General features: G+C 47.3%; 10 protein-coding genes and 1 CRISPR repeat array. Of the genes, 7 read left to right on the top strand and 3 right to left on the bottom strand.

The window, feature by feature from the left end; genetic code table 11:
- The first annotated feature begins 85 nt into the window (after positions 1-85).
- From SELR_RS04835 to cas6f, 7 genes are all read left to right on the top strand, one after another.
- On the top strand, positions 86-805 hold the full coding sequence (locus tag SELR_RS04835; RefSeq protein WP_014424082.1) for a metallophosphoesterase: 720 nt from the start codon (positions 86-88) through the stop codon (positions 803-805).
- A gap of 189 nt (positions 806-994) precedes the next feature.
- Complete coding sequence (gene cas1f, locus SELR_RS04840) at positions 995-1,984, top strand: type I-F CRISPR-associated endonuclease Cas1f (protein WP_014424083.1); 990 nt, start codon at positions 995-997, stop codon at positions 1,982-1,984.
- A complete protein-coding gene (gene cas3f, locus SELR_RS04845) occupies positions 1,956-5,234 on the top strand; it encodes a type I-F CRISPR-associated helicase Cas3f (RefSeq protein ID WP_014424084.1) in 3,279 nt (1,092 codons plus the stop codon). Before cas1f ends, cas3f begins: the two co-directional genes overlap by 29 nt.
- A 158-nt stretch (positions 5,235-5,392) precedes the next feature.
- Positions 5,393-7,523: direct repeats of the CRISPR family, unit length 28 nt; unit sequence GTGTTCCGCCGTATAGGCGGCTTAGAAA.
- 93 nt (positions 7,524-7,616) lie between these two features.
- Positions 7,617-8,771 (top strand): type I-F CRISPR-associated protein Csy1, encoded by a 1,155-nt coding sequence (locus SELR_RS04850; RefSeq protein WP_014424085.1) that lies wholly within the window; start codon positions 7,617-7,619, stop codon positions 8,769-8,771.
- Between the two features lie 13 nt (positions 8,772-8,784).
- Positions 8,785-9,717 (top strand): type I-F CRISPR-associated protein Csy2, encoded by a 933-nt coding sequence (gene csy2, locus SELR_RS04855; RefSeq protein WP_014424086.1) that lies wholly within the window; start codon positions 8,785-8,787, stop codon positions 9,715-9,717.
- Between the two features lie 2 nt (positions 9,718-9,719).
- Positions 9,720-10,730: a type I-F CRISPR-associated protein Csy3 gene (gene csy3, locus SELR_RS04860; RefSeq protein WP_014424087.1), complete on the top strand. Its 1,011-nt coding sequence runs from the start codon at positions 9,720-9,722 to the stop codon at positions 10,728-10,730.
- Positions 10,731-10,735: 5 nt separating this feature from the next.
- Positions 10,736-11,314 carry a type I-F CRISPR-associated endoribonuclease Cas6/Csy4 gene (cas6f, locus tag SELR_RS04865; RefSeq protein WP_014424088.1) on the top strand — a complete coding sequence of 193 codons (579 nt, stop codon included), beginning with the start codon at positions 10,736-10,738 and terminating at the stop codon, positions 11,312-11,314.
- Positions 11,315-11,432: 118 nt separating this feature from the next.
- On the opposite strand, the gene SELR_RS04870 is transcribed toward cas6f, so the two are convergent.
- From SELR_RS04870 to SELR_RS18245, 3 genes are all read right to left on the bottom strand, one after another.
- Positions 11,433-12,005 carry a nitroreductase family protein gene (locus SELR_RS04870; protein ID WP_014424089.1) on the bottom strand — a complete coding sequence of 191 codons (573 nt, stop codon included), beginning with the start codon at positions 12,003-12,005 and terminating at the stop codon, positions 11,433-11,435.
- Between the two features lie 324 nt (positions 12,006-12,329).
- Positions 12,330-12,848: a hypothetical protein gene (locus tag SELR_RS04875; protein ID WP_014424090.1), complete on the bottom strand. Its 519-nt coding sequence runs from the start codon at positions 12,846-12,848 to the stop codon at positions 12,330-12,332.
- Between the two features lie 87 nt (positions 12,849-12,935).
- Positions 12,936-13,364 (bottom strand): acetyltransferase, encoded by a 429-nt coding sequence (locus SELR_RS18245; protein ID WP_014424091.1) that lies wholly within the window; start codon positions 13,362-13,364, stop codon positions 12,936-12,938.
- Positions 13,365-13,434: the final 70 nt, after the last annotated feature.

Genomic DNA, 13,434 nt, shown 5'->3' on the forward strand with positions numbered 1-13,434 from the left:
GCGGTTTTTGTCGAACATAATGTTAGGATGGTGAATATGCCGTACAATGGGCTGGATCTTTCGATAGGATCAGGTGAGAAATGCTATGGACAAAATAGAAAGACTTTTGGTTTTTGGCGATATTCATGGCAAATTTGACAGATTTATGGAGGCCTATCAAAAGGCCGGCTTCAATTCAGATAAGGATCTGCTGGTGTTTTTAGGCGATTACCTTGACCGGGGAGAACAGCCGGTGCCCGTGATGGAATGGGTGATGGAGAACTTCGGAAAAAGGCATATGATATTCCTGCGTGGCAACCATGAGCAGATGTTTTATAAGGCCGTGAAGGAAAAGGATGAATCAACGAATCTGCTGTCGTTTCTTTTTGGTTCGCCTAAAGCACTTTGGCTTAACAATGGTGGCAGGATAACTTATTCGGAGATAGAAAAGACCGGTCGTAAGGATGTTTTGCTTGATAATTGGCTGAAGCTGATCGAACAACTGCCCCTGTATACAGAGGTGGAGGCAAATGGCAAATCTTATTGGTTTATGCACGCTGACTGTAATCCGGAAGTGCCATTAGCTGAGCAGGAGGAGAAAACCTTGCTTTGGGGCAGAAGTCTGGCCATGCATCCCGAGCTCCATCAGGGCGAGCAGGTTATTGCATTGGGCCATACCCCTGTGCAGGCGTTAGGCTATGAAGCAAAACCGCAATGGCTGCAGGATGGAAAACTTGTGCTTATGGATACTGGGAGCTTTATGGAAAATGGCCGCGTGTCGTGTGCAGATTTATTAAGCGGTGAAGTATATCAGTCGTCAATATGAGTCTAAAAGCTCGTCAGCTTGACTTATCCCCAGAACATGATACAATTGGGCATGTATGGCTAAAAAATGGTGCTGCTTGATAAACGGTTTCAAGTAGCACCATTTTTTTTACGAAATCATGCTGGGAAACAGTTTTAGCAGGCTGTGTGCAGTTTTTGTCGAAAATAATAAGAAAAGGGAGGCGGGAAAATGCAGGGGTTGACACCAACTGAGCTGAAGGCCATATTGTTTTCCAAGCGGGCCAATGTGTATTATTTGGAAAAATGTCGGGTGATGCAGAAAGATGGGCGTGTGCTCTATCTGATAGAAGGCAAGAAAGCCAATCAATATTGGAATATCCCCATCGCCAATACGACGGTAATTCTTTTGGGAACGGGAACTTCCATAACCCAGGCGGCTATGCGGATGCTGGCCAGTGCGGGGGTGCTGGTAGGTTTTTGTGGGGGTGGTGGTACGCCGTTATTGGCCGGTACAGAAATTGAATGGCTGAATCCGCAAAGTGAATATCGGCCTACGCAGTATGTGCAGGGTTGGATGTCCTTTTGGTTTGCAGAGGATAAACGTTTGCAGGCAGCAAAGAATTTCCAGCATAAACGATGTGCTTTCTTGGAAAAAGTTTGGGGGAAAGACCGTGATTTGCAAGGGGAAGGTTTCTTTGTGGATGATCGGGAGATAGAAGGTGCGCTGAAAGGTTTTCGCCAGCGTATTGATGATGCGGGAAATGTAACGGAATTATTGGCGGCAGAGGCTAATTTTGCCAAGCAGCTATATAAATATGCTGTACAGCGGACCGATTATGGGGATTTTACCCGGGACACGGATGCGACGGATATTGCGAATATCTTCCTCAATCACGGCAATTACCTGGCTTATGGCATGGCGGCTTCTGCCTTGTGGGTGTTGGGGATTCCTCATGGTTTTGCTGTAATGCACGGCAAGACACGGCGGGGAGCTTTGGTCTTTGATGTGGCAGATCTGATAAAGGATGCCATTGTATTGCCGGGAGCGTTTGTTTGCACAAGAAATGGTATGGAGAATCAGGAGTTTCGCGAATACTGCCTGCAAAAGTTCACGGAACATAAGGTCTTGGATTTTATGTATGACACGATAGAAAAGCAGAGCTTGCAGTGGTATAAGGGGGATGGGCGCAATGATGGTGATATTTACCAGTCAGAGTGACAAGAATGCCTTGAAAACCACTCGTTGGATATTGGACGCTTTTGCCAATCGTATTGGTACGGATACCTGGCAGACGGTTATCACGGAAGATGGTCTGCAGATGGTCAAAAGACTGTTGCGCCGCCATGCGACCAAGAGCATGTCCGTATCCTGCCGCTGGATTCGGTCGCGTACCCACAGTCAGCTGCTTTGGATTGTAGGAGATAGCAGCCGCTTTGATGAGAATGGCTATGTGCCTGTAAATAGTACCCAGAAGGATATTGCCCATCAAGCATGGGAAAATGACTGGATTTATCTGCCGGAGATAAAGTCCTTGGCGGCAATGGCAGGTGTCTTGCATGATTGGGGAAAGTCTGAGACAGCATTCCAGAAGATGTTGAAGAAAGCGAGCAACGGAAAGCGGGAAAGTGATGAGGTCTATCGTCATGAGTGGCTGAGCTGCAAGCTGCTGGAAGGATTGGTCTGGCAAACAGAGAAGCGGACGGACGAAGAATGGCTGAACATCCTGCAAAGTGGGAAAATCCCAGAGAAAAAGTTAGAAGAATGGCTGGCCGAGAATGCCAGTGAAAAGCTCAAAGAACTGCCGCCCGTGGCGAGCATGTTATGCTGGCTTATCTTGTCCCATCATCGTCTGCCTGTATTGGATAAAGAGGATGCAAAAGCTTATGCCAATGATGAAGCCACAGCAATTTCCAAGCTTTTATCCGGATTGGATGCTGGATGGGGCTATCAAAAGCAGGGAAAAGCTGAGGTCAAACTATCTCGGGGGGTGCTGAAATCAGACAAATGGCAGAAACAGGTGAAGAAATGGTCGGGCAGGCTATTGTCACAGATATCTGTCCTGCATAAATTATGGAATCAGGAGGATATACGGTTGCTGATTCTGTATGCCCGCGTCAGCCTGATGTTGAGTGATTACACAGTGTCTGCTGCTAAAGCGGATTCCTCATGGCCGCAGGACTGCACTTTATTTGCCAACACGGATAAGCATGGTTTGAAGCAGCGTTTGGACGAACATTTAGTCCGGGTAAGCATGCAGGCTGCGCAGGCGGCACATTGTTTGCCACATTTTATCCGTGGAATGGACAGGATTGAGGATGTGCCCAATCTGCGTAGGAAGAGTCCGCCGGCCTTTGTCTGGCAGGACAAGTCCGTGGCTAAGATTGGTGATTGGCGCAAGGCCGAGGAAAAAGCAGGCCGCAGCCATGAAGGCTGGTTCGTTATCAATATGGCAGGAACAGGCTGTGGCAAAACAATGGGCAATGCAAAAATCATGCAGGCCCTGTCTGAGGATGGAAAATCCTTGCGGTATAGTCTGTTATTGGGCCTGCGCAGCCTGACTTTGCAGACTGGACGTGAATATCAGGAAAGGATCGGACTTGACGCCAGTGAAATGGCCGTGCTGGTCGGTTCAGCTGCCGCCAGGGAATTGTATGGTGACAATGCTTGGGAGGAATCTGCTGATACAGATTGCATGAATGGATTGCTTTCCGGAGACGTTAAGGCTGATTTCGCTGTGGAGGATAAAATGCTGGCAGTCTTATTTGACTCGTCAGCACAGTTGGCACAGAAGCATAAGGAATTGTTGTACGCGCCGGTATTGGCTGCTACCATCGATCATTTGATGCCTGCTACGGAAACCGTGCGCGGGGGGCGTCATATCCTGCCATTCCTGCGTATGATGTCGGCAGATGTGGTGATTGATGAGATTGATGATTTTGCCGGCGCAGATCTGGTGGCAATCGCCCGCTTGGTGCATATGGCGGGGATGCTGGGCAGGAATGTCGTTTTGTCATCCGCAACGATTCCGCCTGACTTGGCTGAGGGAATGTTTTCGGCTTACTGGAGTGGGCGGAGGCTGTATACCCGCTTCTTTGGATATCCTTTGCGGGTGAATTGTGTCTGGTGTGATGAATTCCAGACAAAGATTCAGTTGGCGGATTCTTCAGAAATGGCAGTTGCACTGTCTGCTTATCGGCAGTGGCATAAGCATTTCGCTCTGCGGCATAAGGAAAAGCTTTCCCTGCAGCCTGTGAAGCGCCGGGGATGGATAGTGGAATGTGCAGATGTGCTGGCTTTGCCATTGGCAGAACGGCAGAGGGAATACTTCAAGGTTATGCAGCATGCTATGATAAAACTTCATCAGCAGTATGCTTTGACAGATAAAAGGACAGGAAAGAAAGTATCCTTCGGCTTGGTGCGGCTGGCCAATATACGGCCGTGTGTGGAGACGGCTAAATTTTTATTGGCATCGGAATGGCCGGAGGGATTCGCACCGCGCTTGCTGGTGTATCATAGCCGTCAGACAGCAATATTGCGCAGTCAGGAAGAAAAATATCTGGATGTTGTACTGAAGCGCAAGAAGCAGGAGGCGGCAGAGATAGATTTTCAGGATATCGTATTGCGCAGGCATCTTGATTGTGCGAATGAGCAGAATGTTGTCTTTATATTGGTTTCCACACCAGTAGAGGAGTTAGGCCGTGACCATGACTTTGACTGGGCAGTGGTGGAGCCTTCCTCATATCGATCCATCATCCAGCTGGCAGGACGTATTCGTCGTCATAGGCCTGCGTTGGAAAACGGAGCGATTGGCAATATCGCAATCATGCAGTATAACTTACTGTCAATCACTTCGATCAATAAAGTTGTATTTTGCAGGCCGGGCTTTGAGTCAAGAAAATATGCGTTGGAGACACATGATATGAAAGCATTGGTGGATACGGAAGAACTGGCCAAAGGTATCAATGCTGTACCGCGTACGGTCAGACCGGAGAAATTGTATCCGTATAAGAAACTGATTCATTTGGAACATCAGGTTCTGACAGATTTCCGTGATTTGTCCTGCTTTGGGCCAAGCGTACTCCATGGCTGGCAGGAAGAATCCTGGTGGCTTACAGGGCTGCCACAGCAATTCAATAAGTTCCGTGAAGGTGCGCAGGATATAGAGCTATGTCTTAAAAAACAAGAAAACGGCACATTCTGCTTTTGTGAGCAGAATGAAAAAACAGGTGAATGGATAGAGCGGGAGGATTGGTATCATATCCAAAAACAAAAAGATGAGGAAAGTGAGCGCTTTTGGCTGCAGCGTGATTATCAGCAGGCATTGGCCGATTATCAGGGAGATTCCGTTAACAGTAAGGTCGCGATTCAGGCAGGAATTTTGCATTTGCCTGCGAACAGGGAAAAAACTGTGTGGGTGTATTCTGATCAGTTTGGCATGTATGATGAAAAGAAGGACTTTGCCACTTAATACAGAATAACATCTATGTAGGCGATTTTACCCAAATTTTGCTGGCTGTTGCGAATCCTTATAAAATAAGGGACTAACGAGATGTGAAAAAATAGGGTAAAATAACGGAAAATCGTTGTAAGGCTTCTGGCTGTAGGGGAAGACAGCAAGTTCTGCCAGTGTTCCGCCGTATAGGCGGCTTAGAAAAAAGAAAAGATTAATCATGTCTCTGCCGTTTCGTGTTCCGCCGTATAGGCGGCTTAGAAATGTAGCTTATCAGCCACTTTCTGCTGGCCTTTGTGTTCCGCCGTATAGGCGGCTTAGAAATGAACAACGTTCGCTCGAACTCGAACAGCAACGTGTTCCGCCGTATAGGCGGCTTAGAAATCTTGCCTTTACGCGGCTACTATCATTGACACGTGTTCCGCCGTATAGGCGGCTTAGAAAAACAGCCCCCACCGTGCCTGTGACCTTGCCTGGTGTTCCGCCGTATAGGCGGCTTAGAAAAATCCCTACTCCTGCCATAAATATGCCATACCGTGTTCCGCCGTATAGGCGGCTTAGAAAGTAATAATCAAGCGGTAAAAAGTCAATCCTGCGTGTTCCGCCGTATAGGCGGCTTAGAAATGTTGAACCATCACCCAACCACACACCGAGAAGTGTTCCGCCGTATAGGCGGCTTAGAAATTGCGAATCTTCGTCCATGAATTGCAATTTATGTGTTCCGCCGTATAGGCGGCTTAGAAAAGCAGAAGAAAAAGCAAAGTTGGAGTTTGAGTGTGTTCCGCCGTATAGGCGGCTTAGAAATTTCTCGCCTATCGCATGATAAGCCGCCTTAAGTGTTCCGCCGTATAGGCGGCTTAGAAATATCGCGATGATTGATGCGAGCGTCAATATTGGTGTTCCGCCGTATAGGCGGCTTAGAAACATCCAAAAGAAAATCGTCAGGACAACGTGGGGGTGTTCCGCCGTATAGGCGGCTTAGAAACACTATTAATCGCTTGTTGAATAGCCGCCGTATGTGTTCCGCCGTATAGGCGGCTTAGAAAAACACTGACGGGCAGCTGAAAAGCAAAACTATGTGTTCCGCCGTATAGGCGGCTTAGAAATGTCCAACCATTAAACAGACATTTTTCGACCAGTGTTCCGCCGTATAGGCGGCTTAGAAAAAAGCCTGCAAAGCATTGCTCCACTCACCAAAGTGTTCCGCCGTATAGGCGGCTTAGAAACTTCAGCGCATTTTTGCTGACACCCGCGAGGGGTGTTCCGCCGTATAGGCGGCTTAGAAATGCAACTTTCGATGCAGCAGCATCAGCCCATCGTGTTCCGCCGTATAGGCGGCTTAGAAATGCTGCAACCATTTCTTATATCTTTTCCGACAGTGTTCCGCCGTATAGGCGGCTTAGAAAGTAATCAGACGGCCTACAATGCGGATGATAATGTGTTCCGCCGTATAGGCGGCTTAGAAAAAAATCGGAAAAGTTTGCATTAGGTGCAGATAGTGTTCCGCCGTATAGGCGGCTTAGAAAGATTACCTCACGCCAGTCTGCGACGTGATAAGTTGTTCCGCCGTATAGGCGGCTTAGAAAGCATCCCGTGGTTCGGTCGTCGCTTGGCATCCGTGTTCCGCCGTATAGGCGGCTTAGAAATTGCCGTTCAGGGACAGAGTTGTTCAATGGGCGTGTTCCGCCGTATAGGCGGCTTAGAAATGGATAAGCGAGTCCAAAATAAAGCGGGAATGGTGTTCCGCCGTATAGGCGGCTTAGAAATATGCAACGGCGGTGGAAATTCTGGTTGAGTAGTGTTCCGCCGTATAGGCGGCTTAGAAAATTGTTTGCTCGACTTGATAAACAGGCATTATGTGTTCCGCCGTATAGGCGGCTTAGAAAAGTATGGCTGAAATCATGGGCTTCCAAAAAGCGTGTTCCGCCGTATAGGCGGCTTAGAAAAAGAGCAGATGGAGAGGGTTCGATCGGAACGCGTGTTCCGCCGTATAGGCGGCTTAGAAATTCGGCTCCGGCCGTACCATTGACCTGCCTGCCGTGTTCCGCCGTATAGGCGGCTTAGAAATAATGTGCTTTTTTTGTCTGTCATTTTCCCCGGTGTTCCGCCGTATAGGCGGCTTAGAAAACACATCAACTTGAGCACCACATTCGCACCTGGTGTTCCGCCGTATAGGCGGCTTAGAAATTTACGCTTTGGGCTGTGTCAGAGTCCAACGAGTGTTCCGCCGTATAGGCGGCTTAGAAAAATTGCCACCCGATAACGGGATACGTTTAACAGTGTTCCGCCGTATAGGCGGCTTAGAAAAGGGGATTTTACTTGTCGATATTAAAAAATATAATAAAAACGAAGATAAATGACAGATAATATTGAACAATATAAATAAGTGAGGTGATGTTGATGAGTGTGTTGACAGATTATGTGCAAGCAGAATCTGAAAAGAAAGGTGTACCGCCCGGGCAGTGGCTGGCTGATACGGCTAAGAATGCCAGTAAGTGTCAGTTTGCTACGCATATAGGCCGTTTTATCAATCCGGATGTGACAGTCAATTGGCAGGCAAAGATAAATGGCAAACTGGATGATGTATATGTATCGACAGGTTCGGTGGCTTGTTCACCGGATATTTTTGTGGCGGCTAATTATTTGGCAACTGCCAGCTTGCTTCAATTGCGTTTGGAGGACGGAAAAACTTTCTACGAGCATTTGCAGGCTGCGGATGATTGTTTGCGGGAAGATTTTCAAATCATGCAGGCGGATTATGAGCAGGTGCGTGAAGATTTGTTGACTGTAAAGTCGGATGTGTTGCCTGATTCAACAGACAAGCGGTTACGGCAGGTGTTCTTTCCTGTGGGAGAGGATGATTACCATTTATTGACAGTTTTGCCTCCCGCCAGCTTGATGCAGGAAGTGCGTGCGCGTATTCGAGCCATGGAAGATGGAGCACGGCAGGCGTGCAGCAAGAAGTCGGAGACCTATGGCAGTGACCATCGGCGCATCTATAATCTGGTGCAGACCAAATTCGGCGGAACGAAGCCACAAAACATCTCTTATGGAAATAATCGGCAGGGCGGGCGAAGCTATATGCTGCCAGCTATGCCGCCTGTTCTGGAAAAGCGTACGATAATCTATCCTCGTAAGGATTTTTTCAAGGAAACTTTACGGTTGCGGGATTTCATAGGTCTTTTCCAGCGTCTGCATAAGCGATATGTTGATAAAAGGAATAATATGGAAATCAGGCAGGTTGTTCGCAGCATAGAGCGACAGATAATGGAAATGGTTCTGTTGAGAGTATATGTACTGCGGGAGAAATGTGGCTGGACGGACAATCGCAGTCTGAGCAGGGCACAGTCAATCTGGCTGGATGATAAGTATGCAGAAGACCGGCAGATTGATGAGGAATGGCAGAAGAAGCTGGCAGGTGAGTTTGCTGACTGGCTGATGGCTGCTTATGAGAAAGTCATGAAACGGGAAAAGATAGAGTTCGGTGATGGAGAACTGACCGCACTGCGAAAAGAAGTGGCAGAATTTATTCGTAGTGATCTGCAAAAGCAGTAGGAGGGATAGGAGGATGATTAAGCAATATCTGATGATTCCCCACCTGCAGATTCAAAACGCAAATGCGGCTAGCAGCCCTTATACGGTAGGTTTTCCAGCAATGACCGCCTGGCTGGGGATGACTCATGCGTTGCAGCGGCGGATCCGGCAGAGGGATGAACTGCAAGAAGTCGGCTTGCCGCGTGTGGCGGTCATTTGTCATGCCTTTGATTTGCAGGTGTTCAATGAAAAGGGTAATTTTTATGGCTCTTTGATCGGAACAGCGAATCCGCTGAAGAAGAGCAGGAAAACTGGTGAGTTTGAACGACCGCCCTTTGTTGAAGAGGCCCGTTGCCATTTAGAAATCAGCCTATTGGTGGAACTGACGGGAATGAAAGGCAGCCTCAAAGAGCGTTTTGAGGAAACTGTTCGGCGAGAATTACCGCGTCTGAAGGCGGCTGGGGGCGATATTGTCCTGCGGCACGGTGAGCAGCAGGATTGGCAGGTTGTGTCCGTTGACGATGATGACGAGCGGGATGTAAACAGGGTGAAGGCAAGGTTAATGCCGGGTTATGCAATCATTGAGCGGCAGGATTTGCTTCAGCATGAGAGCGGCAAAGATGCCTTGGATAGTTTGCTGAATGCTATGCAGGTGCAGTATACAGCCAATCGTGATGCGGAAGGGGCTTTTCTTGGATGGCAGAGAAGCAAGGTGGCTGCGGATGGCTGGCTGGTGCCGATAGCAGTTGGTTTCCATGATTTGTCTGGCAATTTGCAAGTGAAGGAACAACGTTCCTATGAATATGAACATCATTTTGTGGAACCTTTGGTAACGGTGGGAGAATTTGTGATGCCCTATCGTTGTGAGGCTATTCAGGAAATGATGTGGGAATATGAATATAATGAAGCAGAAGGTTTGTATCTGTGTCGGAATATGGGGAAACAAGATTTGCGTGGGGAGGAATAGAAATGGCTAAAAAGGCAGCGGATATCGCATCGGTATTGGCGTTTGAAAAGAAATTAGTCGTCTCGGATGGCTATATGTATGGCACATGCTGGGATGATGAACATAAGGTAAAGGCTGAACCATTGAAGCTGGTGGAAAAATCAGTACGGGGGACGATTTCCAATCGGCTGAAGCCGGCAGTGCAGAATGATCCGGCGAAATTGAATGCAGAGGTAGAAAAACCTAACCTGCAACAAGTGGATTCCTGCGCATTAGGCATGGAACAGGATACCCTGAAGCTGGCCTTTACCATCAAGGTATTGAGTGGTGTGGAAAAGCCGTCGGCCTGCAACAATGCAGCTTTTGCGCAAAGTTATGCTGCGGCAGCCAAAGGCTATATAGAAAAGACAGGCTTCAAGGAATTGTCTTACCGCTATGCCTATAATATTGCCAGCGCCCGTTTCCTATGGAGAAACCGGCTGGGGGCGGAGAAAATCGATGTCTGTGTCAAGGTTGGCAGCTGGGAGCAGAAATTTGATGCGTATACCTATTCCTTGCGTGACTTTACAGAACATGAGGAAATAAAGGCTTTGGCAGGAAAGATTGCAGCAGCATTATCCGGTGAGGAGCCATATCAATTCATTGAAGTAGAGGCTTATACAAAACTGGGTGTTGGGCAAGAAGTATATCCCAGCGAAGAATTGGTATTCGATAAGGGCAACAGCCGCAAGAGCAAGATCTTATATCATGTGGAGGGGGTAGCCGCAATGCATTCCCAGAAATTGGGCAACGCTTTGCGGACAATTGATACCTGGTATCCGGAATTTGAAAGCCCGGAAGGAGCTGGGCCGATTGCTGTCGAGCCGTATGGTGCAGTGACGAACTTGGGAAAAGCCTTCCGGAATCCTAAGGAGAAAGTTGATTTTTATACCTTGTTTGATAAGTTCGCTCTGGGAGAACCGTTGGCCAATGCAGAAGAGGAGCATTATGTCATGGCGGTATTGGTTCGTGGCGGTGTATTTGGCAAGGGGTGAGCAGCGTGAAGTTTTATCAGGAACTCACTTTGTTGCCGGATGCGGAGATCAATGAGAACCATATCTGGAGCAAATTGTATCAGCAACTTCACTTGGCTTTGGCAACGCAGATGGAAGACGGCAGTAAGGGGCATATTGGTGTCTCGTTTCCGCAATATGAAGATGGCAGAAAGGTTCAACTGGGCAGTAAGTTGCGGATATTTGCTGAAACGGAAGCTCAATTGGAAGCATTAGCGATAAAGAAATGGCTACAGAGGTATGAAGATTACATTCATATGACCAGCATTCGTCCTGTGCCGAAGCGGGTGCATGGCTATGCAATTTATCGCCGTTATCATCAGGAAGCAAGTTCTATGCAGAAGGCCAGACGCTACGCCAAGCGACATGATGTATCTTATGATGAAGCCTTGAAATTATTTCCGCAAGAATGCAGGGATAAGAAAGTTCCCTTTGTGCAGATGCATAGTGAAACGAATCAGCAAAAATATCGCCTTTGTATAGAACGCATTGTACAGGAGTCGTATCAGGACGTTGGTTTTGGCAGTTATGGTCTGGATAACCAGTCAACTGTGCCGGAATTTTGACCAAAATTTCATCATGGTACGGGAACCTGTATAAAATGGTTTCTAAATATACAAAGCACAAAGCCGCTCCGCTGATGGGGTGTCAGCAGGAGCGGCTTTTGTGGTGGTAGTCTATTTTTCAGTCGAAAACCTTGACGCGGGTTGTAATGTCTTCAGGCTCTTTGGCATCAGGTTCAGCAGCAATGCCGCCAAATGGCATTTGCGCAACGAGTTTCCATGAATCCGGGAGATTGAATAGTTTTTTTACAGCATCGTCAATGACTGGATTGTAGTGCTGGATATTGGCACCAACATTCAGGTCACGCAGAGCTGTCCAGATGGTGAATTGCAGCATGCCATTTGCCTGTTGCGACCAGATGGGGAAATTGGGGGCATAAGCAGGGTACTGTTCCTGTAATTTTTTTACGACCTCTTCATCATAGAAGTACAGCACCGTGCCAGCTCCGGCCTTGAAACTGTCGATTTTCTCGCGAGCGACTTTTCCGCCAAACGCAGTGTAAATCGCATCCCATAGCTCATCATGTTTGCTGTTCATGGCTAAGACAACGCGGGCTGATTTCATGTTGAAAGCATCAGGAACCAGCTCTGTGGTCTGTTGGACAGTTTCCTTGATCTTGATTGCATCAACCGGCAGCTCCTTTACAAGCTGGTAGTAACTGCGGCGCTGGTGGATGGACTCAAGCATACTCATGGTGTTTCCCTCCGTTTTCCTTTAAAAAGATTCATGGTCTTTCATCTATAGGCTCTATTCGTCAGAGGTTGTTTATATCCTGCTGATGCTGGCTGCAGAAATATTTGGACAATTAGACTCCTTCATGTTAGAATAAGATTAGGAGAGCGTTATATACGTGACGGAGTCCCCAAGGTTTTGTGTATTGACTTGGGGACTCTTTTTGCTGTAAAAATAATTTTCAATTATTTATTGATTTTCATTCTCAATGATGCTATATTATATACAGGCTTTCGTTAAAGCTCTCCTAAAATATAATACACAGCAAAGAACCGGACGTACTGCTCATGCGTCCGGTTCTTTGTCTTCGGCATTATCGTTTACACCACAGTTGTCAAAATCACTGCCGTCGCAATCATCACTGCTGCCGGTGTCATAGTAGGAGCTGGAATGGCTATGAGAAAAATGGTCGTCGTCATCGCAGAAGGCATGAGCACCGAAAATGTTGAAATTGTAAATGGTTCTATTGCTGCTATTAGATTGATGAGTGCGGCCATCTGAATATCGATCACATTCGGCCAGTTCATCTAGCGCATCCTGAAGGCTATAGCCGTTGTCCAGCAGGTACTCGATATCATTTACAGCGAAATATTGACCATTGGGAGCTTTATATTGGGAAAGGTATTTGGGGCAGCGTGAAAGTGCATCCTTGGCATCTTGGAGACTGTAGCCGTTATTTATCAGGTATTCGATATCGTTGCGCTCGAAAAACTGACCGCTGGGGGCACAGTAGGGGGAAAGTCTATTCAATTCGTCATAGACTTTTTGTGTTTCGGAACTGGTCGTAATATTGTTGGATGACATAGAAAGTTCCCTCCGTATAAACGATGATATGTGTGACAAGTTTTTACGGACTTACCTTATCATAAATTTATTAAATTTTTCTTAGTTTCAGGGAAGTCTTTTCTCGAAGCGGAACATTCCTTCAGGGAATTGGTCGTCAGGAGGTTCATCTGTATGATGCGGTTCAGGATGATGACTATTATAGAATTCAACGATGTGGAAGCCGCATCGGTTGACGTAAAAGTGGATGTTGTGTTTTTCGAAGTAAGGCGTAACGGTCTCCCATACCTTGACAGCAGGATACATCCGTTCTACTTCGCACCAGGCTGCATAGCAAATTCCTTTGCTGTGTGCCTTGGGCGATACAAATAAGATTTCCAGTTCACCATGGCAGCCTTCCACCTTTACGATGACACCACCAACAGGCAATATAACTATAGCATCATTAAAGCCGCCTTTTACCCAGGGGCACAGAGGCTTCAAGACTTGGAGCTGGCTGCTTATGGATGCAGTTGTAATAATGGCATTGGTTATCATGTGTGTGGATCATTATGCTCTAAAGCAGTTTGACGTATTCGAATTGACAATCGTATGCGCTGCATATTTT

Source organism: Selenomonas ruminantium subsp. lactilytica TAM6421 (assembly GCF_000284095.1).
Classification (GTDB): domain Bacteria; phylum Bacillota; class Negativicutes; order Selenomonadales; family Selenomonadaceae; genus Selenomonas_A; species Selenomonas_A lactilytica.

Excerpts from the sequence above, each read along its gene's own strand:
- SELR_RS04835 (WP_014424082.1), top strand. The coding sequence starts at position 86 with ATGGACAAAATAGAAAGACTTTTGGTTTTTGGCGATATTCATGGCAAA.
- cas1f (WP_014424083.1), top strand. The coding sequence starts at position 995 with ATGCAGGGGTTGACACCAACTGAGCTGAAGGCCATATTGTTTTCCAAG.
- cas3f (WP_014424084.1), top strand. The coding sequence starts at position 1,956 with ATGATGGTGATATTTACCAGTCAGAGTGACAAGAATGCCTTGAAAACC.
- SELR_RS04850 (WP_014424085.1), top strand. The coding sequence starts at position 7,617 with ATGAGTGTGTTGACAGATTATGTGCAAGCAGAATCTGAAAAGAAAGGT.
- csy2 (WP_014424086.1), top strand. The coding sequence starts at position 8,785 with ATGATTAAGCAATATCTGATGATTCCCCACCTGCAGATTCAAAACGCA.
- csy3 (WP_014424087.1), top strand. The coding sequence starts at position 9,720 with ATGGCTAAAAAGGCAGCGGATATCGCATCGGTATTGGCGTTTGAAAAG.
- SELR_RS04870 (WP_014424089.1), bottom strand. The coding sequence starts at position 12,005 with ATGAGTATGCTTGAGTCCATCCACCAGCGCCGCAGTTACTACCAGCTT.
- SELR_RS04875 (WP_014424090.1), bottom strand. The coding sequence starts at position 12,848 with ATGTCATCCAACAATATTACGACCAGTTCCGAAACACAAAAAGTCTAT.
- SELR_RS18245 (WP_014424091.1), bottom strand. The coding sequence starts at position 13,364 with ATGATAACCAATGCCATTATTACAACTGCATCCATAAGCAGCCAGCTC.